This is a genomic window from Paenibacillus sp. Z3-2, from assembly GCF_054161325.1.
This window is the reverse complement of the sequence record NZ_CP096397.1, coordinates 4,141,529-4,163,557: the sequence shown is the minus strand read 5'-3', so window position 1 is coordinate 4,163,557 and position 22,029 is coordinate 4,141,529. Positions and strand designations below refer to the sequence as shown.

Here is a 22,029-nt window from a genome sequence, read left to right as displayed (position 1 = left end):
CGGCTTTTTATAATCAGAGTGTAAAGTCAAATGCTCAATATCTTGAGGAGGGTCAACCAGATGAAAAAAGGAATGACGTTGCTGCTTTCAATATTGCTTATCACTTCATGGACTTTGGCGGGATGTGCAAGCTCAAGTAACGAGCCACAGCAGGGCGCGGGCAATACACCTGCGGGGGAGACAAGTAAGGAACCGATTGAGATGCTTCTCCGCCACACTCAAGTAGGGGCTGACAAACAGAAACGATTGGCTATCCTGCAGGATGTTGTGGACAAAGTTGAGGGTGAGATACCCAACCTGACCTTTACGTTGGATGGCGTCGAATCCGATGTGAATCGCAAGGAGAAGCTACGCGGGGAGATGGCGGCAGGCAACCCGCCGGATATATTTGAACTGTTCGGCAGTCCGGATTCCAAAGTCTATGCCAAGGAAGGCATGCTGCTTGATCTGACTCCGATTTTGCAAGAGCTGGGCATTCAAGACCAGTTCACATCCCTTGAACCATTCACGTATGAAGGCCAAGTATATGGACTGCCGATTGGCGGTTCGGGCGAAGGTTTTTTCTACAATAAAGAGTACTTTGAACAAAAAGGATGGAAAGCCCCTACCACCATGGCTGAGTTGGATCATATTCTCGCCGAGATCAAGGCCGATGGCAAAGTGCCGCTTGCTTCTGCATCCAAGGCAGGCTGGGTACCGCTCATGTTAACCAATCATCTGTGGTCCCGATATGCCGGGCCGGAGATTACCGCAAAGTTTGCAACAGGTGAAGCGAAATGGACCGACCCGGGTGTTGTGCAAGGTTTTGCCAAGCATAAGGAATGGGTCGATAAGGGTTACTTCAAAAAAGGCGAACTGGGCTTCGAGTATGCCGAATATACCACGCAATTTACGAGCGGAGAAGCGGTGTTGATGTATGACGGAACATGGAAATCATCTGTATTCAAAGAAGGCCAGAGCGGTGAATCGCTCATTGGCAAGGTTGGATTCTTCAATATGCCTCCGGTAGAGAACGGAGCAGGCGATCAGACGTCTTTGATGCGTGATGTGAACAATGGATACGGTTTCTCCGCATCCGTGGCAGACGATCCGCAGAAATTGGAAGCAGTGAAAGCTTTTATCAAAAATTTCTACAATGAAGATATGCAGATCCGTGGCCTTGTGGAAGATGGGGTATTGCCTGCCATGAAGCTGGATGAGAAAGTGCTGACCGATAGTATAACGGATGATCTGATGAAAGAAATTGTGGCCGTCCTTAATGCGTCCAAGACGTCGTTCCCGGCATTTGATGCACTCGTTCAGGCCGATGTGACGACAGAGATCAGCAATCTGCAGATTCAGAAATTGATTGGTGGCCAGACTACGCCAGAGAAAATGGCAGAAGAGCTGCAAAAGGTACAAGAGGAAGCAAACGCTTCAGTGGAATAAACCAATTCAAGATGAAACTGCGATCGTTGAAGTGACTGAAGGAGGCTGACCATGAATACTTCACTCCGCAGCCCGTTAATCTATACGTTGTTTGTCATGCCGGCCCTAATCCTGTTTGTGATGTTCTTTCTATACCCTATTGGGAGTTCCCTGTATTACAGTCTGACGAGTTGGAATGGGGTGTCGGCTGAGCCACGTTTTGTGGGCTTATCCAACTATGTGAAGGCACTGACCGATGAACGGTTTTGGATCTCCACACGGAATAACGGCTTTTTTATCGGATTTTCGGTACTGATTCAAGTACCCCTGATCGTCTTGTTTTCGCTTCTTATTGCCAATGTGAAAAGACTAAAAGGTCTGTATAAAACAGCTGTTTTTTTACCATCGATCATGTCCACAGCCGTTATCGGTATCTTATGGGGATTCATCTATGAGCCCAATATCGGACTATTAAATAAAATTCTTCATGTGCTGGGCATCGATCCAATCTACTGGTTATCGGATAACCGATTCGCCATGTTGTCCATTTTGGTGACCAACGCCTGGCAGTGGACGGGATTTTACATTGTCATGGTGCTGGCGGCCATACTGGCGATTCCCCGTGATCTGGATGAAGCGGCTGCAATCGATGGTGCAACGGCGGTACAACGTGCAATGCGAATTACCTTGCCGCTGATTCGGCCGATCATCTCAGTGGTTATCATGTTGTCCATTGCAGGTGCAATGAAAGCAGCCGATATCGTGATTGTCATGACCAAAGGTGGGCCCGCTGGGTCCACCGAGGTTCTGGCTACATATATGATCAAATATGCGATTACCAACTTCAAATATGGTTATGGCAATACCATAGCAGTGCTGATCTTTGCTCTGACGCTTGTGCTCACTGCGGTGTATCAACTCCTGGTGGCGAGGCGGGGCGAGAGGGTGGAATATTGATGGCGAAAAGCATAAAAAGCAGTATACCTCATGTGTTGTTAATGTTGTATTTAATCGCGATTTTGTTTCCCTTTTTGTTTGTGATTTTCTCTTCCTTCAAGCAGGATAACAATGAAATCGCCCTGAATCCGTTCGGTCTGCCTACAACATGGGAGTTTAACAACTACGTAGAGGCCTGGGTGAATGCCAAGATTGGCACGTATTTTTGGAACAGCCTGTACATTTCGGTTCTGTCGTCGGCATGCACGATTGGGCTCGGTGCCATGTTTGCTTTTGCCGTAACCCGCATGAGACATCAGAGATGGAGTTTGTTTCTGTACAGCCTGATTCTGGCCGGCATGCTTATACCCAACAATGCACTTATGCTGCCGATCTATCTGCTTGTTCGCAAAATGGGCATATTGGATACTCATCTGGCGTTGATCGTGCCTTATGTGGCGAATGCGATCCCTTTCACAATTATTATACTGGCCGCATTTATGCGTTCTCTGCCTGGAGAAATTGAGGAAGCTGCTGTCATGGATGGCTTGAGGGCCCCGGGTATCTTTGCTAAAATAGTGATACCTCTTACAGTTCCCGCCATCGTTACGGTTTTTATCGTTAATTTCCTCGGCAACTGGAACGAATTTTTGCTCGCCAACTATTTTTTATCCACCGATAAATTGCGTACGCTACCAGTGGGCATGGTCCAGTTTCGGGATCAATATCAGATGAACTATGCCCAGATGTCGGCAGGCATTGTGTACAGCGTTGTACCTGTACTTGTGATCTACGCCATACTGCAGGAGAAAATTATTGAAGGAGTAACTGCAGGTGGTGTCAAAGGTTAATACCATGAACCAGTGAATAGGGAGAACGGGATATGAACTTGCGAATGAAGCTGGCCTTGGCATTTCTGCTGCTGATCATTGTACCGATGTGTGCGCTGGGCATTGGCATGTTTCTGGTCACGTCACATACGATTGAGAAAAAGTACAATCAACAGGCCGAATATGCGCTTCAGGCCATTAGCTACAATATCGAGAATGTATTTCAGCAGATTAACAATGTTACCGACAACGGGATAGCCACATCGGTTTTTCAAATGGCATTGAACGCCAAAGATCCGACCAAGCAGGATCTGGGAACCGGTAATCAGTTATCCCTGAATGCCAGCCAGCGCAATTTCCGTTCCCTTCTATATAATTATCCGTTCATCAGTTATGCCTTTTTATATGATTTGCGTTCGTCCGAGAATAATCAGATTGTCTCCATTTTCACCAAAGAAAACTTTCAAGCCCTTCCTTTTCAGCAATTCAAAGTGCATCCCTTATATAATGAAATTAAGCAACTCAATGGTGTCCCTAAATGGCTCGCACCTCTGGAATATTCCGAATTAACGGGTGTAGAACCTGTCTTCACCCAGATCAGACTGGTCAAAGAACTCAGTTATTTTCAAAATATCGGCGTGCTTGTTGTTCAGATCAAAAAAGGAGAGATTGACCGAATCTTCCGCCATCTGCAAATCAGCGATTCAGCGCAGGATACGTCATTTCTGTTAATTAATGAGGAAGGACTAATCGTCTACGACCCCTCCGGACGTTACAATGGCGAGAACATGGAAAATCTGGGATCGAAATCCGGCGGTTATGGTCCCGGCTTTAGCAGCGTCAGAACGGTCTTTGACGGTACGGAGAGTATCATTTCACAATATCATCTGAAGAATTATAACTGGAGTCTCGTCAGTGTCACTTCATGGGAAGCCTTAGCTGCTGAAACGAATGCCTTCGCAGGTTGGTCCGTCATTATTATTCTGTTATGCCTGTTCGCCGCCATGATCTTCAATCTTTTTTTCATGAATCGCATTACGGGCAACATTGCTGTACTTGTAAGATTTATGCGTCGTGTGGATGATGGTGATTTCAATGCGAGGGTGGAAGGAAAAGGATTTGACGAGATGCAGCTGCTTGCGCAGGGGTTCAATGAGCTGTTGGACCGTATTGGCGGATTATTTCGTCGTGTTCGGGCCGAGCAACAGCAGAAGGCTCAAGCGGAATTACGTGTACTGCAAGCCCAGATCAAACCCCATTTTCTGTTCAATACTCTGGAATCCATTAATGGATTGGCACTACGTGGCGAGGGGCGCAAAGTAAGCGAGATGGTCACCAGACTTGGCAATATGCTTCGCATTAGCATCCAGGATCAGGAGGAGATTCCGCTGGGTGAGGAGGTAAGGCATTTGCAGAGTTATCTGGAGATTCAACAGTACAGGTTCAGTGATTTGTTTACGTATGAGATTGACATTCCACCTGATCTATACACCTCAATCGTGCTTAAGCTCACACTTCAACCACTGGTGGAAAATAGTATTCAACATGGGTTTGAAGGGATCACATATCCAGGTGTGCTGCGGATAAGCGCTTATGAAGAACGTGATCATCTGGTGCTACAGATTGAGGATAATGGCATCGGTATTCCCCAGGAAATGCTTGCACGATTTGAGTATATGGCGGCAGATCCGCCGGAATATATGTTAACTGAAGAAAGGGAATCATTGTCCGCCATAACGGAACGCAGAGGATTGGGATTACGAAGTGTAGCAGATCGCATTCGTATTCAATACGGGGCCGGGTATGGCATATTTATATGTTCAGCACCGGGGTATGGCACAGTTATTCAATGTATCATTCCATTATATGAGCAGGAGGAAGCCGGATGAATCTGACTGCAATGCTGATTGATGATGAACTGCCGATTCTGGAAAATCTAAGTTATATTTTACCCTGGGAAGAGATGGGGATCGAAATAACGGGTACAGCAAGAAGTGGCGCAGAAGCGCTGGATAAAGTGACTGAAAGTCATCCAGACATTATCTTATGCGATATCCGGATGCCGTCCATGGATGGATTGGAACTTATTCGATTGCTGCGAGAGCAGGGTGAAACGTGTGAAATTATTTTACTGACGGGATACCAGCAGTTTGAGTATGCTCGGACCGCTATCCAATATAACGTACATGAATACATATGCAAGCCCATTGATTATCTGAATCTGGAACTTAAACTGCGTGAGCTTGCAGAGCAGATCCAGAAGAGACGTCAGGAGAACGAGTCGAAGCGATATCAAAGTATGGAGATGGCAAGTTGGATCAGACAAAAACAGTTGATTGACCTGTTGCGAGGAGAAGCAACGTTGAAGATTTCTGATCCTGTCTCTGTGCCTCAATTCATGCTTCCTTCTGTAGGTTATACATTGCTGCTGATAGATGCAGTCGGTTATTTTCGGCATTCCATTGGCTGGTCCAAGAACCAGCATCAAAGATGGCATGAGGCGATGAGTTCCAGGCTAAGGGAAGTTACGGACAGAATTTCTAATAGCTGTCAGGTTCTGCGTACCCGCAAAGGAGAGTGGTGCATCTTGCTCGAGGCATCGGGTGAGTGGAAACTTCAGTCAGAGGAATTGGCACATCAACTTTTATTGGAATTAAATGAGATATTGTCCATGGATTCAAACGTAAGAGCAAGGGTTGTTCAGGATGATGTACCCGTGAAACTGGAACAGGAAATCCTTGAGCGGTATCAGCATTGTCAAAGAATTCTAATGACACATCCGGAAAGTACAGACAGGGTGCTGAAACCGGAATTCTCGTCATCTTCTTTATCATTTGGGTTTGAGACTTCCATTAAGGCGGGCACATGGATAACAAGAGACGATCTGGAGCTTGTCACACGCTTCATTCGGCAATGGAATAAGCAGGGGTTACTCGATGTAATAGATACGCTTAAACAGCGAATGAGGATCGCTGAGCAATCATTAGGCAGCATGGATGAAACCCATGTTCGCTATATGCTTGTACACATGCTTCGTGAACTGCGCGAAGTCAATGTCGTGGCCGAACAGGACGAAGCGAATTTCTGGGATGCGCTGCAGCGGGCTGTGTCCGTGAGAGAACTGATTGAACTCGCAGAGGTCATCACCCATTCCTGTCAGGGTAAACAATCTCAGCCGCGTCCTTCCATATCGGAACTAATCCGATCTGCATGTGATTACATGAACGCCAGACTGCAGCAGGACTTGGGTATAGATGAAGTCTCGGATTGGCTTGGAATCAGCCCGGGTTACTTTTGCCAGCTGTTCAAAACCCATATGGGGATAACGTTTGTTGAATATATGACTCAGAGACGTATGGAAAATGCCGCCTTGTTGTTGAGTACAACCGAATGGAGCATAACAGCGATCGGAGAAGCAACAGGATTCAAGGAGCGCCGTTATTTCTCCAAAGTGTTCCACAAACACTTTCATATGAAACCATCGGAGTATAGGCAGAGCAAACGGCTGGGTTCGTAGTCTCCAAGGGGAAACGGAGGGAGAGATTGCATGAAACCATTGAATAATTTGACGTTGGAGCAAAAGGTAGGCCAATTGTTCATGTGTGGATTTCACGGTCAGCACGCAGATGAACAGATTACTCGCTTGATCCGTGAATACCACGTTGGGGGTGTCATCTATTTCCGGCGTAATGTAGAAAGTGTAAATCAATTGACGCGACTGTCCGCTGAACTGCAAGGTATTGCTGCTGAAGTGGGGGAATTGCCACTCATGATATCAGTGGATCAGGAAGGTGGCATGGTCGCACGGATCGACAAAGATGGAGTGACCCAAGTGCCAGGTAACATGGCGCTAGGTGCGACAGGTAATCCGGAATATACGCTTGAATGTGCCCGAATTCTGGGTCGTGAGTTGAAAAGCATCGGTATTGATATGAACCTTGCGCCAGTGGTGGATGTGAATAACAATGCTCTTAACCCGGTGATTGGCGTACGGTCATATGGTGAAAATGCCGAGAGGGTAGCTGAGCATGGAGCAGCGGCTATTACCGGTTATCAATCACAGGGCATAGCTGCAACAGCGAAACATTTTCCGGGGCATGGGGATACCACGGTAGATTCTCACCTCGGTATGGTCACAGTGCCTCATGATCGAAAAAGATTGGAACAGATAGAGTTGCTACCGTTCCATCGAGCTATTGAGGCAGGAGTCGATGCTATCATGACGGCTCATGTTATCTTTCCGGCGATTGAACCTGAGCCTGTTCCGGCAACATTGTCACATAAAGTGTTAACCGGACTGTTACGCGAAGAAATGGGCTTCGAAGGTATTATTATTACAGACTGTCTTGAAATGCATGCGATATCCAAGCCATATGGGGTAGCTGAGGGTGCCATTCGTGCTGTGGAGGCAGGCGCGGATCTGATCCTGGTGAGTCACACTTTGCAAGACCAGGTCGCTGCTGTAGAAGCGGTCGTTAGAGCAGTCCGAACGGGGCGGATAACGGAAGAGGTCATTAACAAGTCACTGGAACGTATTATTACATGGAAGGCAGCGCGTTGCGGTTACTGGGAGACCGGTCTGATTTCGCCAAAAACGAATGAAACTGCCGAAGCATTAGATAATGAACCCTTTCCTTCCAATGAATCCATTGAATCGACCTTGTTCAAGATCGCTTCGAGCAGTATTACAGTGGTTCATAATGAAGGGTTGCTGCCGCTGAATCCAGAGCAGGACGTGTATGTCATCTGGCCTGAAGTTGTGCAACGGACAGAAGTGGATGAACCTTGGTCCCATACAGATTCCCTTGGCGTGGCGTTATCACAGCTGCGAGGCAGAGTTCGTGAGTGTAAAATAACGACTCAGCCATCATATGATGAAGCGGATCGGATTTTGAAGGATGTGTCAGAGGCTGAGCAGGTCATCGTATGTACTTACACATCTGCAGGTCATCTTCCGAAAGGGCAACGGTATTTAGTTGAAAAGCTTAGTGAAAATCATTCGCTAATTGTGATTGCTCTGCGTAATCCATATGATCTGCTGGAAATTTCGATGCCCGGAAGTTATGTGTGTACCTATGAAAATACGCCTACAGTCGTCCGGGCACTCTCTCTCGTGTTAACCGGTGAGTTGGAGCCTACAGGAAGCTTACCTGTCCGTTTAGGTTAGACATATTCAATCCTTTATCTCTCTATGGCATGGTACTAATCTACCATTTCCTGGAGAGATTTTTTTGTTGGGAATTGCTATTGGGTTAATTTGGGAGTAGATGCTAAAAAAGATTATTGATAGATAACTATTTTCATAGTATTTTCCTTCTATTAAAAGTTTACAATTCTCCTTTTAACTTTTTAGCAACTTTTCCCGGTTCCAAGCGTCTAATAATATGACTTTTTGAGGGGGATATTTATAAAATGGGAGCAGAAGGAGCCAAAGACAAAGAATGAATTTGAAGAAAAAATTGTCCATACTTACCGCTTTTGCTGTTTTTCAAGCGTTTGCAGTCATTCCTGCCAATGCACAATCAGCTGATCAGAGCGATACTACACCAGTGAATACAGCCAAAGTTAAATCCGTGGAGGTTGTGAAGAAAGAACAAACCATCGCGGAATCCGAAGTGAAATCCGGAACAGACACTCCAACATCAAATAATGAAACAACTGAAGAAGTGAATCCTGAGACAGATGTTCCTACAGGAACAGACGCGACTCCTGTTGAGCCAGTAACGGAACCTACGGACGAAGAAGGTACAGCTGAGGAAACACCAGCACCTGCACCTGCACCGGTAGAAGTGGAGCAACCGTCTACAGGAAATTCAACTGTCGCTGGAGGCGGGGGTGGAGACCTCACGCTGTATATGAACAGCAACAAAATGATGCAAGATGGCAAAACATATCTTGCCGGACAGCCAATGGCTGTTAAAAACGGTGTATCCTATGTAGCCATCCGTGCTCTCGTAGATCGGGTCGGCTATGATGTTAAATACGATAACACAACCAAAGAAACGATCATCATTAGTGGTGAAGATGAGCTGCGTTTCAAAACCAACAGCACAATCTATACCGTTAATGGTGTATCCAGATCGATGAAGGGCCCTGCTTATCAACAAAAGAATACGTTCATGGTGCCACTGACGTCGATTACGCAGGCCCTGAACATCACATATAAAGTTAATCAACCGGCCAAAACGGTTGTATTGAATCTGAGTACCAAACCGGTAGCCAGCTTCACGGTACAAAAAGAAGTATTTGCTGGAGACCAGGTAACCTACACAACCAGATCCAGTTCACCCAAAGGACTCAGCATTGTTGATGAGCGTTGGACTGGCCGTCAGGATTCATTCGACCAACCAGGTTCATATACGGTAACCTATGCGGTCCAGGATTCGAGTGGTCAATGGAGTGATCCGTACTCGGTTACGATTAAGGTTGAACGACCGAATCTGCCACCTGTCGCAATGTTTATGACAGATAAGGAAGAATACAAAATGGGTGAGAAAATCACCTATATTGATCAAAGTACAGATGATGAGAATGCGATTGTAAAAACAGAATGGGATAACAATGCACTGGCATTCTTTGTTCCAGGACCGAAGACCGTAACGATTACAGTTACCGATAAACATGGTGCTAGCGACAGCTATACCAAGATGATCAATATTACGGGCGAAACGCTCTACAGTTTGACTGACTTCAACCAATTGTTCACACCAGTAGGTGAGAAATTTACATTCGACGGTGGCGGCGTACCGGCATTGGAGAAAGTTCCTTTCACCTATTATGATGAACCAAGTCTGCTGATCCGCAGTAACAGCCCGGAAACCGTGAATACGGAAGGCATTGTGTACAAGGAATCTTCCTTTGGACAGACACGCTTCATGATTCACCATGTGAACAACACGGGCAAAAATGTGAAAATGTACGTTGTAGCGACAAACAACAATGCCTACACGGCGTCCATTGAACAGCAAAACATGGGCTTTGCAGGACCGTCTCCTTTTGCAACGGTAGCTGGGAAGTTATCCATTGACCGTTGGTTCCAGTCCATGCAGAATGGCACCGGACAAAAGAAAGTGTACATCCAGCCAGGAGAAAGCAAGCTGATCCTCAATGATCTGAGCGTTCTTCCGATGAAACAGGGACAAGTCATCTCCTTGTATTCGGATGTATTCAGTGACTATGAACTGGATTACAACATTATCATGATCGAAGAGAACAAGGACCCGATGGAAGTGTTGTCGAGCCTGCCGGTTCTGGATCGTGATGGGGTTCACAACCGTGGAACGTATCCAAATGCAACACGGGTTATTACGTACGATCAAGAAGTAGGGTCGAAGCCTGCACGTCTTCCACTTGGAGATAATGCAAGTGATCCAAACCTTGTAGGAACGGATCCTATGGCATATACAGAAGCTTCAAACGCAGGTAACTTCGGTGTATTGTACAAAATTACATTGAATAACGTTGCTCCACGTACTTTGATTTCATTCAACCCTCGTGGGGGCAGATACTCAGGTGTGGCACTTGTGAATGGACAGGTCGTTCAGATTTCCACAGGTAAATCTGTAACAGCACCAAATGAGCAAAGCGTTATGTATCGCACAGGTTCGTACGGCGAGAGTGTAACCATTCTCTTCTCGGCGGCACCAGGTAGTAACCTGCCTGTTAACCTGCTGTTCACACCGCTTCCGGCTGAAAAGTAATATCATGAACATGCACGGACGGTTTGGAGTGAAAGCTTATATCATATATACCCGTTCACCCCAAAAGTCGCCCGAACGATTGATCATCTGAACCGTCAGGAAGGGACTCCATCAAAATGCAATGTCATTAGCTCAAAGCTAAACGTAATGACATTGCATGTGCATGGAGTCCTTTTTATGTGTTGTTGGAATGATATAACCCGGTGTCTTCGTTGACTCTAATCATAATTTGATGCATTATTAGAGGTATACAAGAAAGCAAAAGTTTTCGTTTTTGCTGAATAACTGTCGCTCTATGAATAATGCAAAATGCTCGTATGACAGGAGGTGCTTTAGATCATGCTGTCGACAGAACAGATTATTTCGACCATGTCCTCACAGGGGCTCCGCATTACCGATCAGCGGAAAACATTGGCCCGGTTATTTGCCGAGTCGCCCGGGTATCTTACACCCAAGGACGTCTATGAATATATGGGTAAGACTTATAGCGGACTGAGTTTTGACACGGTATATCGGAATTTGCGTGTGATGCAAGAACTGGGTGTACTGGAACAGGTCATCTTCGAAGATGGCGTCAAATTCAGAGCACATTGTAGTGAAGATCATCATCACCATCATATGATCTGTCTGAAGTGTCAAAAGACATACCCGATTGTTTTTTGCCCGATGCAGCTTGCGGATGCGCCTGAGCAATTTCAGGTTGTAGATCACAAGTTCGAGGTATTTGGATATTGCAAGGACTGTGCTGAGTATGCTCCGGCCAAAGCGGCGTCTGGACATCAACACGCTCACGGGAAGCACTGACCATGAAGTTATCGCGCAGAATTGCTCAGGCACCCATTCGGGTGTACCGCAACTATATCTCTCCATTAACGCCGCCAACTTGTCGGTTCTATCCGAGTTGTTCGGCTTACGCCATGGAGGCGATTGAAGTACACGGTGCGCTCAAGGGCTCGTTGCTAACAGCAAAACGCATTGCCAAATGTCACCCGTTTCATCCAGGTGGTGTAGATCTGGTACCACCGAAGACGGAGAAATCCATGATGGTATCAGAGTAACGATGTAGCCTGAAGTATTCGGGGGGCCTGGAAGCAGGCCAGGATTGAACTTGAGTATGCTGTCCACTTGACAAAGGTGGCCGCATTTCAGTATATTTTTCCTATATGATTTCCAGTGAAGGGATAAGTACAGACACACCCCCAGTGCAGAGAGCCGGATGAGCTGAGAACCGGTCTGGGAGGAGGATGGAATATGGTCCCGGAGGAACCTCTTTCGAGCGTGCAGACAGTGATTTCAGAGCTGCTGTCGTAAGGCTGAGGCGTGATCCAGCGTTAATGGGCGGTCGAAGGACCGACAGAGCCTGTGTTTTGTGAAAAATACGGGGAATTTGGGTGGTAACACGTGAGAGCAACTCTCGTCCCATAGGGGCGGGAGTTTTTTGTGTACTTTTTTAGTGTTTTTAGACGAAAGGGCGCACAAGAAGCAGGAACATTTGAAGGAGGAGAAGTCATTCATGGCTGACCAAAAAACATTTTATCTGACAACCCCGATCTATTATCCGAGTGACAAATTGCATATTGGGCATGCGTATACAACTGTGGCGGGAGATGCGATGGTTCGTTACAAGCGTCTACGCGGTTATGATGCTCACTATCTGACAGGAACCGATGAACATGGCCAGAAGATTGAGCGCAAGGCACAAGAGAAAGGACAATCACCGCAAGCCTTTATCGACGATATCGTTGTGGGCATTAAGGAACTGTGGAACAAGTTGGACATTTCCAATGACGACTTTATCCGTACAACAGAAGAGCGCCACAAAACCGTGGTTCAGGATATCTTTGACCGTTTGCTGAAGCAGGGTGATATCTACAAGGGCGAGTACGAAGGCTGGTACAGCATTCCGGATGAGACTTATTACACGGAGACACAATTGGTTGATGTGGAAAAGAATGAAAAAGGCGAGATTATCTCAGCCAAGAGTCCGGATAGCGGACACCCAGTTGAACTGGTCAAAGAAGAATCCTACTTCTTCTGCATGAGCAAATATGCAGATCGTCTGCTCCAATATTATGAGGAGAACCCGGGCTTTATTCAGCCGGAGTCCCGCAAGAACGAGATGATCAACAACTTCATCAAGCCAGGTCTTGAGGACTTGGCCGTATCACGTACCACATTTGAATGGGGTGTCAAAGTCAAAGGCGATCCAAAACACGTGGTCTATGTGTGGATTGATGCGTTGTCCAACTATATTACAGCTCTGGGCTACGGTTCATCCGATGCATCCCTGTATAACAAGTTCTGGCCAGCGGATGTACATTTGGTAGGTAAAGAAATTGTTCGTTTCCATACGATTTACTGGCCAATCATGTTAATGGCGTTGGATCTGCCTTTGCCTAAGAAAGTCTTCGCACATGGCTGGTTGTTGATGAAGGATGGCAAGATGTCCAAATCCAAAGGCAATGTCGTTGATCCGGTGACCCTGATCGACCGCTACGGTCTGGATGCATTGCGTTATTACCTGCTGCGTGAAGTGCCGTTTGGTTCTGATGGTACATTTACACCAGAGAGCTTCGTAGAGCGTGTCAACTCCGACCTCGCGAACGATCTGGGCAACCTGTTGAACCGAACAGTTGCGATGGTAGACAAATATTTTGAAGGCAAAGCCCCGGCATTTGCTTCGAATGTAACGGAATTTGATGCTTTGCTGGAAGAAGCAGGCCATGCCACGGTGGAAAAAGTGGAACAGTCCATGGAAAACCTGCAGTTTTCCGTAGCACTGACGGCGATCAGCCAGTTTGTCAGTCGCACCAACAAATATATCGATGAGACGCAGCCATGGGCGCTGGCTCGTGATGAAGCAAAACGTGATGAATTGGCATCCGTTATGTCTCACCTAATCGAAAGCTTGCGGATTGCTTCCATTCTGTTGCAACCGTTCCTGACACGTGCTCCTCATAAAATCTGGGCACAGCTCGGCATTCAGGAAGGCGAACTCACGGCTTGGGATTCAGCCAAGCAATGGGGTCTGGTTCCGACTGGAAACGCCTTGCAAAAAGGGGATCCAATCTTCCCTCGTTTGGATTCCGAACAGGAAATTGCTTATATCTCAGAAGCGATGACAGGCGGCCAAAAAGCGGCACAGCCTGAAGCGAGTCAAGCAGATGCTGGAGCTTCGGCAGCTGTTGAACCGGTAACTGCACCTGAAGGTACGGAAGAGATCGGTATTGACGATTTTGCCAAAGTAGAACTGCGTGTCGCGCAAGTCATTGCCTGCGAACCGGTCAAAAAAGCAGATAAGTTGCTGAAGTTGCAGCTGGATCTGGGTTATGAGCAGCGCCAGGTTGTATCGGGAATTGCGAAGTTTTATTCGCCAGAAGAGATGATTGGACGTAAAGTCATCTGTGTGACCAATCTTAAACCAGTGAAACTCCGTGGTGAACTGTCCCAGGGCATGATTCTGGCAGCGTCGCACGGCGACCAACTAACACTGGCTACAGTACCTGAAAACATGCCTAATGGCGCACAAGTGAAATAAGAATATAAATGAATCAATTTCATAATACCTTTAGCTGCTTCAATCAAGGCTAGATATAGATCAAAACGGTTCAATTTGTCTATATCTAGTTACAAAAATCTAGTTACAAAAATCTAGTTTTATTGAGTTATGAAATTGATTCAAGTTCTGTCATAAAATTGACATAAGGTGGCCCGATGTAATTCGGGCCCCTTTTTTTATTGATATAATTCGCATCTTAAGGGAAGAGAACAAGCATAAACTGTTATGAACTTCGTACTTCGGGAGAGAATGAATAGGACGAGATAGCTTGACAACTGGGTTCAGGTTACCTATAATTCTTTCAGTAATGTTTACGATTAAGAGATGCGGAGTGAATCATAATGACATTTTATAAAGTGCAACATCAAGTTCGGGCTAACCGGGCAGGGAAGATGAACAAAAGAGGCAACATGAAGTTGCTATGGACGGGTCTGCTTATTCTCAGTTTGCTGGTATTATCTGCGTGTGGGCAGAATAGTTCCGATAATGCCAAGATGGTGGAAGGTAAAGTAAACGTCGTGACGACATTTTATCCTGTATATGCTTTTACAACTGCAATCGGTGGTGAAGATGCCAATGTCATTAACCTGCTGCCAACGGGAGTTGAGCCACATGACTGGACTCCGAAGAGTCAGGATATTGTCAATACGACCAAGGCACAGCTGTTCTTCTATAATGGAGCTGGACTGGAAGGATGGGTACCAAATTTCCTGAAGTCGCTGAACAGTGATACACAGGTGAAGTCTGTTGCCGTCAGCGAAGGCGTTAAGCTGTTAACCGCTGAGGGTGATGATGGCCATGGTCACGGCGAAGAACACGAAGACGAGCATGCAGATGAACACGCAGATGAGGCTACCAGCGAAGATGTAGCTGATCATCATACTGATCCACATACGTGGGTTAGTCCGAAATCAGCCATGATCATGGCTGAAAACATTAAAAATAGTCTGGTCGAGGCAGATCCTGATCACAAAGCAGGTTACGAACAACGTTATGAAGCGCTTCGTACGAAGCTTGAGACGCTGGATCAGCGTTTTACAGATGAATTGGCTACAGTACCGAACAATGAAATTGTTGTCTCGCACCAAGCGTTTGGTTACCTTGCGCGTGATTATGGATTAACCCAGCATGCCATTATGGGACTCTTCCCCGATGCTGAACCGACAGGACAGGATATTGTGAAGCTTGCGAAATTGGTTAAAGATGAAGGTATCAAATATATTTTCTTCGAAGAGTTGGTATCTGACAAATTGGCGAAAACACTGGCGAGCGAAGCAGGCGTGGAAACCATGGTCCTTAATCCAGTCGAGGGATTGACCAAAGAGCAAGCAACAAACGGGGATGATTATTTCACCCTGATGGAGAAAAATTTGCAAAATCTGCTGATCGCATTAAAATAAGATAGAATGAAGGAATCAGACATAAGAGTCTTTACCGTTCGCGGTGAAGGCTCTTAGGACGCTATGAGATCCTTATATATAATGAAGGGCGGCTTTGCCATGCAGCAAATCATGCCATTATGTCATGATCCAATTATAGAGATCGAGAAACTATCATTTTCCTATGGGGACCAGCGAGTGATTGAGAATCTCGATTTTATGGCCCAGGAGCGGGACTTTGTCGGGATTATCGGTTCCAATGGGGCGGGTAAAACGACATTGCTGCGCATGCTAGTAGGACTGTTACCTCCTGCGCAGGGAGATATCAAACTATTTGGACAATCGATCCGCAGGTTCAAAGATTGGGACCGTATCGGGTATGTGCCGCAAAAGAATGCATTTAACCCGTTGTTCCCTGCGACCGTTCGTGAAGTGGTCATGTCCGGCTTATACAACAACAAAAACATGTTCCGTCGTATGTCTCGCAAATGTCAGCAACAGTGCACGGATGCAATGCAAGTCATGCGGATCGAGGATCTGGCGAACAAACGTATTGGTCAGTTGTCCGGCGGTCAGCAGCAGCGTGTATTTTTGGCGCGAGCGCTTATCAATCACCCGGATCTGCTGATTTTGGACGAACCAACGGTAGGTATTGATGCTGAATCACAAGCCAGTTTCTTTGAACTGATTACGCATATGCATGAACATCACCGGATGACTTTTCTAATGGTGTCTCATGATATGGACCGGATGGAGAGTTATCTGGGTTCCGAAGCTGCGGTAACGAATGGCAAAATTAATTTCCATGTCCGTCATTCGCATGAGTTGCAAGATTGTGCCGAGACCAATCTGCAACATACTACTGCACAGGTACGCTAGCCGTGTTTTATGGCCCATTAGAATTAGAGCAAGGCCGAAGGAGTCGTGTTTGTTTTGGAAATATTAATGAGTGATTTTTTTCAGCGTGCGCTGGCGGGTGGATTGTTAATTGGCATCACCGCTCCGCTGATCGGACTGTTTCTGGTGTTACGGCGGTTATCGATGATCGGAGATACCTTGTCTCATGTGACCATCGCCGGCGTTGCACTCGGATTCCTGATTGAAGTGTATCCCATTGCGGTAGGTTTGATATTTGCCGTTCTTGCTTCATTTGCAATAGAGAAATTACGCAAAGCGTACAAGAGTTATGCCGAATTATCGATTGCCATTATCATGTCCGGAGGCGTGGCGCTTGCTTCATTGTTCTTCACGCTGGGCAAAGGATATAATGCAGATGTCATGAGTTATTTGTTCGGCAGCATATATACATTGGATGCGACGGATCTGAAGCTGGTAGGTGTGGTTACGCTGATCGTGGTGATCGTAGTGGCGTTGTTACATAAGGAATTTTTCCTGCTGAGCTTTGAGGAAGATGCGGCAGCTGTCACAGGATTACCTGTGAGAATTCTGAACATGTTAATCACTGTGATGACAGCACTTGTTATTAGTACGGCGATCAAGATTGTGGGTGCGCTTCTAGTATCGGCGTTATTGACCATTCCGGTAGCTGTCAGCCTATTGATGGCCCGAAGTTTCAAATCTGCCATTATTCTGTCCGTGGTTATCGGTGAAATTGCCGTAGTCCTTGGACTGGTTGTAGCAGGCATCTGGAACCTCGCACCTGGAGCAACAATCGTATTATTGCTGATCATGATGCTAATTCTGACGATGATTGGAAAAAAAGGGTTCCGAGCCTGACGATTAAACGAGCAAGCACGTGGGCCCAGGGAAGGGAGACATCCGCTTCATGCCTGATGTTAATGTATGGATGGCTTTTGTAGCAGGCTTGGTCTCATTTATATCACCATGTTGTCTTCCGTTGTATCCATCATACCTTTCCTATATCACAGGTATGACGGTGCAACAATTGAAGGATGACCGCAATCAGCGAGAAGTCCGATTTAAGACGATGACGCACACGCTGGCGTTTATTTTAGGCTTCTCGGCTGTATTTTATTCGCTTGGCCTTGGTGCCGGACTGTTTGGCCAATTTTTCAATGATAACCGCGAACTGATTCGTCAATTGTCTGCGATTCTGATTATGCTTATGGGATTGTTTTTGCTTGGTGTGTTCAAGCCGCAGTTTCTGATGAAGGAACGCAAGTTGGATATGAAATGGAAACCAGCAGGATATCTGGGCTCTTTTATTTTTGGCATCGGTTTCTCAGCAGGCTGGTCGCCTTGTATAGGCCCCATTCTAACAGCGATTATTGCTATGGCTGCGAGTGAGCCTACAACATGGTTGGCGCTGATTACAGGCTATACCGCAGGGTTTGCAATTCCTTTCTTTATTTTGGCGTTTTTCATCGGCTCGACACGCTGGATTTTACGGTATTCCAATGTCATGATGAAAGTCGGAGGAGCATTAATGTTGTTCCTTGGCGTATTACTTTTTACAGATCAGATGACGAAGATTACAATCTGGTTGCAGCAGATCACGCCAGACTGGATGATTATTTAAACGCATGAACTGAATTTTATTTTAAAAAAGTATGGCAAAGCAGGCTACATAAAACCAGAGTTATTCTGGTCATGTAACCTGCTTTTTAATCGTTTGTTAGGAATACTAATATCAGCTATGATTTTGGGCAGTTTTTCGTTTAGGTGAAATAATCAATATTAGCTAATGGAAAATGCTCAAAAATCCGTTCCGTAATAAATTCGCGAAGCGCATCCTGCTGGTCATCTTTATACACATACTTGTACTGACCCCAGCGGCCCCATTTCATCTTGCGTTTCTCAATATCCATCTCCAGCTTGGTCTTGGGATAACGCTTCTCAATGGTCGCTTTGGCCGTTTTGGTAAAACGGTGTTGAATCATCTCAAACGTAAGATCATTGGTCGCTTCCTCTGGAAGTGTATCTGCCAGCTTCTGCAACAGATCCGAGTATCCTTCTTCCCAGCCTTCATACCACATAATCGGAGCGATAATGAACCCCAGAGGATAACCGGCGTGTGCAATTTTTCCAGCAGCTTCGATGCGTTCTTCAAATCTGGAGGTAGCCGGTTCAAAGTTTTTGATGACATAATCCGAATTGACGCTAAACCGGATACGGGTGTGTCCATTATGTTTAATGTTCAACAACGGATCAATGTGATGATATTTGGTTACGAACCGCAAGCGTCCATATTCTTCTTCAGCCATAAAACGGATCAGGTCACTCAAATTTTCCGTGATATGCTCAAGTCCCACAGGATCGGAAGTACAGGCTGCTTCAAATCGCGTGATTTCAGGCGCGCGTTCTTCGATGTATCCTTTTGCAGCCTGAATGATCTCCTCGGTATTGACGTAGACACGGACATAAGGTTTAGCCCCAAGTGTAGTTTGAAGATAACAATAATGGCAGTGCCCCATACAGCCTGTAGAGATGGGAATGGCATATTCCGCTGAAGGTTTCGACTGGTCGAACTTGAGTGTTTTGCGCACACCGACGACCAGAGTACGCTTCGCCATCCGGTACTTTTCTTGTTCGGTTTCACCCGGCAGGTTCGTGATCCGGTTATGGGATGTGGTCATCTGATAAGGGATGTCTTTGGATGTTACCCATTCCATAATTCGTTTGCCTTTATCATATTCCAACGCACCGGGTTCAAAATACACCAAATCGGGAATAAAGGGTTTAGTACCTTTTGCTTTACGAACTGGCGCTTGGGCGACGCTTGTACTCACGAAATCACTCCTTTCGATGCGGAACCTTAATTAGTTTGCCTCGTTCGGGGAATAGTCACGCCTTCCAATTAATTGCGTAACCATGCACTCTGAATTGTGCAGGACTTGCCAATGCGTATTGATAACATGTATCATTATAAGATAGGGACCTGGCACGAATAGGGCCGGTCAGAGAGAAGAGAGGGAAGCAGATGCCAACGCCCAGTATGGAAGATTATTTGGAGCGTATATACAAATTAATTGATGAAAAGGGCTATGCTCGTGTGTCTGATATAGCTGAAGGACTGGAAGTACATCCTTCATCGGTGACCAAGATGATCCAAAAGCTGGACAAAGACGAGTACCTGATCTATGAGAAGTACCGCGGGTTGGTACTTACGCCAAAAGGCAAAAAGATGGGCAAACGTTTGATGGAGCGCCATCATCTGCTTGAACAGTTTTTGACAACGATTGGTGTTCAGGAAGAGAACATCTATAATGATGTTGAGGGTATTGAACATCACTTGAGCTGGGATTCTATTACTTGCATTGAGTCTTTGGTTGAATACTTTCGTCAGGATGAGAGTCGGTTACGTGACCTCAAAAATCTTCAGGACGTCATGAGTAATACGGAGTCTTGATTTACAGCAGTTAATTTAAACATGGTGATATACAATGAATCGTATCCTGTGATCAAAGGATGCTTCTTGCCGTTTCAATGGCAGGAAGCATTTTTTTTGTGCATTCACACCATAATTTGGTGATATTCGCAACTAAACAACCGTTAGGAGCGTCTATTAAACTAGTAGAATTTACCGCAAATTATAATGATTTTGGAGGATTGCACTGATGAAGCTTCGTAAAGGATTGATGCTGCTGCTCATTTTTGTACTTGGATTACAGACAGCAGGTATGACAGCACAAGCAGCTGGGCAGAAGGAAATCGCTATTTTTCTTGATGGCAACCGCTTGGAATCGGATGTATCACCTTACATCCTGCCTAAGGTAAATGTAACGATGGTACCTCTGCGTGTTATTAGTGAAGGACTGGGTGCGTCTGTTCTATGGTCTCAGGCTACACGTACCGTGACGATCCAGAAATCCGATTCTGTCATCACGATGACGAGCGGACGCCAGCAGGCTACCGTGGATAACACTGTAGTTGGTCTGGATGCATCCGTAGAATTGAAGCAAGGTCGGGTCATGGTACCTATTCGATTCGTCAGTGAGAATCTTGGTATTCGGGTGAACTGGAATCAGGCAGCTCAGACCATTGATCTGTACACAGGGGGCGAATCAGTACCGACTCCTGAACCAACACCGGCAACCCCAGCAGAGCCTGGAGGTACAGGCTCTGTACCAGCTTCTGAAGAGATGCGGGGAGCTTGGATCTCCACTGTGAATGGAGACTGGCCTTCATCCGGGGCCAAGGGAAATGCGGAGAAGCAAAAGCAGGAGTACACGAAACAGCTCGATACTTTACAAGGTATGGGCATTAATGCCGTATTCGTTCAAGTGAGAGCCAATGGGGATGCCATCTATCCTTCAGGTCGGGTACCTTGGAACAGCGTATTGACAGGAACACAAGGTAAAGATCCCGGCTATGATCCCCTCGCGTTCATGGTGGAGGAAGCACACAAACGTGGCCTGGAATTCCATGCCTGGTTCAATCCGTTTAGAGCAACGAATTCGGCGAGTACATCCAATCTGGCTGCAAATCACATTTCCAAGCTTCATCCAGACTGGATTGTGAACGCGTCCGGCAAAATGTACATTAACCCGGGTATCCCCGAAGCCAGACAGCATATTATTGATACGATCATGGAAGTGGTCAATCAGTATGATATTGATGGTGTACATCTGGATGATTACTTCTACCCGTCCAATGTGACCTTTAATGATGATGCAGCCTTCAAAACTTACAACACATTGAATACCAAGGACCGTGCTGAATGGCGTCGTGACAATATTAATCAATTCGTCAAGCAGCTTGGACAGAGCATTCACAGAGTGAAAGCTAACGTTGAATATGGAATTAGCCCATTTGGAGTCTGGCGTAACAAATCCGTTGATCTGACAGGTTCTGATACCAAAGCAGGAGTAACCGCGTATGATAGCATGAATGCGGATGTGCGGACATGGATTAACCAGGAGTGGATAGACTATGTCGCCCCTCAGGTGTATTGGAGTATGACATTGAACGTAGCCCGATACGACAAAGTCGTGGACTGGTGGGCGAATGAAGTGGCTAACACGAATGTAAAATTGTATATCGGCCACTCACCTTATAAGTTAGGTACGCCAGAGATTGGCTGGCAGACATCACAGGAGATCATCGATCAGCTGAACTATAACAAGAAGTATTCTTCGGTTAAAGGGGATATATTCTTTAGTTCACAGTACCTGACGAAGAACCCTCTCGGCTTAATTGCCAAATTAAAAGCTTATTATGGTCTCTAAAACAATTTAACAATACAGTTATAAGACAAACCCTTGTTCTCATAGAGTGGCAGTAGAAACGTGGCTGCC

At 46.1% G+C, this 22,029-nt stretch carries 17 protein-coding genes; 16 read left to right on the top strand and 1 reads right to left on the bottom strand.

Annotated features, from left to right (window positions below):
- The first annotated feature begins 60 nt into the window (after nt 1-60).
- The 14 genes from M1D71_RS18795 to M1D71_RS18730 all read left to right on the top strand — a co-directional run bounded on the left by M1D71_RS18795 (nt 61) and on the right by M1D71_RS18730 (nt 18,311).
- Nucleotides 61-1,428, top strand: coding sequence for an extracellular solute-binding protein (locus M1D71_RS18795; protein WP_458123183.1), 1,368 nt, complete (start codon nt 61-63; stop codon nt 1,426-1,428).
- Between the two features lie 51 nt (nt 1,429-1,479).
- A complete protein-coding gene (locus tag M1D71_RS18790; protein ID WP_458123182.1) occupies nt 1,480-2,364 on the top strand; it encodes a carbohydrate ABC transporter permease in 885 nt (294 codons plus the stop codon).
- Nucleotides 2,364-3,194 (top strand): carbohydrate ABC transporter permease, encoded by an 831-nt coding sequence (locus tag M1D71_RS18785; RefSeq protein WP_458123181.1) that lies wholly within the window; start codon nt 2,364-2,366, stop codon nt 3,192-3,194. Before M1D71_RS18790 ends, M1D71_RS18785 begins: the two co-directional genes overlap by 1 nt.
- A 32-nt stretch (nt 3,195-3,226) precedes the next feature.
- Complete coding sequence (locus M1D71_RS18780; protein ID WP_458123180.1) at nt 3,227-5,062, top strand: cache domain-containing sensor histidine kinase; 1,836 nt, start codon at nt 3,227-3,229, stop codon at nt 5,060-5,062.
- The gene (locus M1D71_RS18775) at nt 5,059-6,690 is read left to right on the top strand and encodes a response regulator transcription factor (protein WP_458123179.1); all 1,632 of its coding nucleotides are present in this window, start codon (nt 5,059-5,061) and stop codon (nt 6,688-6,690) included. Before M1D71_RS18780 ends, M1D71_RS18775 begins: the two co-directional genes overlap by 4 nt.
- Before the next feature lie 30 nt (nt 6,691-6,720).
- Entirely contained in the window at nt 6,721-8,340 is a 1,620-nt protein-coding gene (gene nagZ, locus M1D71_RS18770) for a beta-N-acetylhexosaminidase (RefSeq protein WP_458123178.1), read from the top strand.
- Nucleotides 8,341-8,614: 274 nt separating this feature from the next.
- Nucleotides 8,615-10,873 (top strand): stalk domain-containing protein, encoded by a 2,259-nt coding sequence (locus M1D71_RS18765; protein WP_458123177.1) that lies wholly within the window; start codon nt 8,615-8,617, stop codon nt 10,871-10,873.
- 339 nt (nt 10,874-11,212) lie between these two features.
- The gene (locus M1D71_RS18760) at nt 11,213-11,677 is read left to right on the top strand and encodes a Fur family transcriptional regulator (protein WP_433745014.1); all 465 of its coding nucleotides are present in this window, start codon (nt 11,213-11,215) and stop codon (nt 11,675-11,677) included.
- 2 nt (nt 11,678-11,679) lie between these two features.
- On the top strand, nt 11,680-11,931 hold the full coding sequence (gene yidD / locus M1D71_RS18755; protein WP_264927769.1) for a membrane protein insertion efficiency factor YidD: 252 nt from the start codon (nt 11,680-11,682) through the stop codon (nt 11,929-11,931).
- A gap of 455 nt (nt 11,932-12,386) precedes the next feature.
- Nucleotides 12,387-14,411, top strand: a complete 2,025-nt coding sequence (gene metG / locus M1D71_RS18750) for a methionine--tRNA ligase (protein WP_458123176.1) — start codon at nt 12,387-12,389, stop codon at nt 14,409-14,411.
- 413 nt (nt 14,412-14,824) lie between these two features.
- Entirely contained in the window at nt 14,825-15,832 is a 1,008-nt protein-coding gene (locus M1D71_RS18745; protein ID WP_458127294.1) for a metal ABC transporter solute-binding protein, Zn/Mn family, read from the top strand.
- Between the two features lie 99 nt (nt 15,833-15,931).
- Nucleotides 15,932-16,690: a metal ABC transporter ATP-binding protein gene (locus M1D71_RS18740; RefSeq protein WP_458123175.1), complete on the top strand. Its 759-nt coding sequence runs from the start codon at nt 15,932-15,934 to the stop codon at nt 16,688-16,690.
- A 54-nt stretch (nt 16,691-16,744) separates the two neighbouring features.
- Nucleotides 16,745-17,548, top strand: coding sequence for a metal ABC transporter permease (locus tag M1D71_RS18735; RefSeq protein ID WP_017687569.1), 804 nt, complete (start codon nt 16,745-16,747; stop codon nt 17,546-17,548).
- 49 nt (nt 17,549-17,597) lie between these two features.
- Nucleotides 17,598-18,311 (top strand): cytochrome c biogenesis CcdA family protein, encoded by a 714-nt coding sequence (locus M1D71_RS18730; RefSeq protein WP_036614418.1) that lies wholly within the window; start codon nt 17,598-17,600, stop codon nt 18,309-18,311.
- A 139-nt stretch (nt 18,312-18,450) separates the two neighbouring features.
- Here the strand turns inward: M1D71_RS18730 and splB are convergent, their stop codons facing one another.
- Nucleotides 18,451-19,521, bottom strand: coding sequence for a spore photoproduct lyase (gene splB / locus M1D71_RS18725; protein ID WP_458123174.1), 1,071 nt, complete (start codon nt 19,519-19,521; stop codon nt 18,451-18,453).
- Between the two features lie 191 nt (nt 19,522-19,712).
- Between splB and mntR the strand changes: the two genes are divergently transcribed.
- Nucleotides 19,713-20,141 (top strand): transcriptional regulator MntR, encoded by a 429-nt coding sequence (gene mntR / locus M1D71_RS18720; RefSeq protein WP_062835284.1) that lies wholly within the window; start codon nt 19,713-19,715, stop codon nt 20,139-20,141.
- A 208-nt stretch (nt 20,142-20,349) separates the two neighbouring features.
- Nucleotides 20,350-21,960, top strand: coding sequence for a family 10 glycosylhydrolase (locus M1D71_RS18715; RefSeq protein ID WP_458123173.1), 1,611 nt, complete (start codon nt 20,350-20,352; stop codon nt 21,958-21,960).
- The last annotated feature ends 69 nt before the right edge of the window (nt 21,961-22,029 follow it).

What these genes read in the sequence shown, in the direction of transcription:
- M1D71_RS18790 (WP_458123182.1), top strand. Translation starts at nt 1,480, where the DNA reads ATGAATACTTCACTCCGCAGCCCGTTAATCTATACGTTGTTTGTCATG.
- metG (WP_458123176.1), top strand. Translation starts at nt 12,387, where the DNA reads ATGGCTGACCAAAAAACATTTTATCTGACAACCCCGATCTATTATCCG.
- M1D71_RS18795 (WP_458123183.1), top strand. Translation starts at nt 61, where the DNA reads ATGAAAAAAGGAATGACGTTGCTGCTTTCAATATTGCTTATCACTTCA.
- M1D71_RS18740 (WP_458123175.1), top strand. Translation starts at nt 15,932, where the DNA reads ATGCAGCAAATCATGCCATTATGTCATGATCCAATTATAGAGATCGAG.
- M1D71_RS18745 (WP_458127294.1), top strand. Translation starts at nt 14,825, where the DNA reads ATGAACAAAAGAGGCAACATGAAGTTGCTATGGACGGGTCTGCTTATT.
- M1D71_RS18765 (WP_458123177.1), top strand. Translation starts at nt 8,615, where the DNA reads ATGAATTTGAAGAAAAAATTGTCCATACTTACCGCTTTTGCTGTTTTT.
- mntR (WP_062835284.1), top strand. Translation starts at nt 19,713, where the DNA reads ATGCCAACGCCCAGTATGGAAGATTATTTGGAGCGTATATACAAATTA.
- M1D71_RS18775 (WP_458123179.1), top strand. Translation starts at nt 5,059, where the DNA reads ATGAATCTGACTGCAATGCTGATTGATGATGAACTGCCGATTCTGGAA.
- M1D71_RS18785 (WP_458123181.1), top strand. Translation starts at nt 2,364, where the DNA reads ATGGCGAAAAGCATAAAAAGCAGTATACCTCATGTGTTGTTAATGTTG.
- M1D71_RS18730 (WP_036614418.1), top strand. Translation starts at nt 17,598, where the DNA reads ATGCCTGATGTTAATGTATGGATGGCTTTTGTAGCAGGCTTGGTCTCA.
- yidD (WP_264927769.1), top strand. Translation starts at nt 11,680, where the DNA reads ATGAAGTTATCGCGCAGAATTGCTCAGGCACCCATTCGGGTGTACCGC.
- M1D71_RS18780 (WP_458123180.1), top strand. Translation starts at nt 3,227, where the DNA reads ATGAACTTGCGAATGAAGCTGGCCTTGGCATTTCTGCTGCTGATCATT.
- nagZ (WP_458123178.1), top strand. Translation starts at nt 6,721, where the DNA reads ATGAAACCATTGAATAATTTGACGTTGGAGCAAAAGGTAGGCCAATTG.
- M1D71_RS18760 (WP_433745014.1), top strand. Translation starts at nt 11,213, where the DNA reads ATGCTGTCGACAGAACAGATTATTTCGACCATGTCCTCACAGGGGCTC.
- M1D71_RS18715 (WP_458123173.1), top strand. Translation starts at nt 20,350, where the DNA reads ATGAAGCTTCGTAAAGGATTGATGCTGCTGCTCATTTTTGTACTTGGA.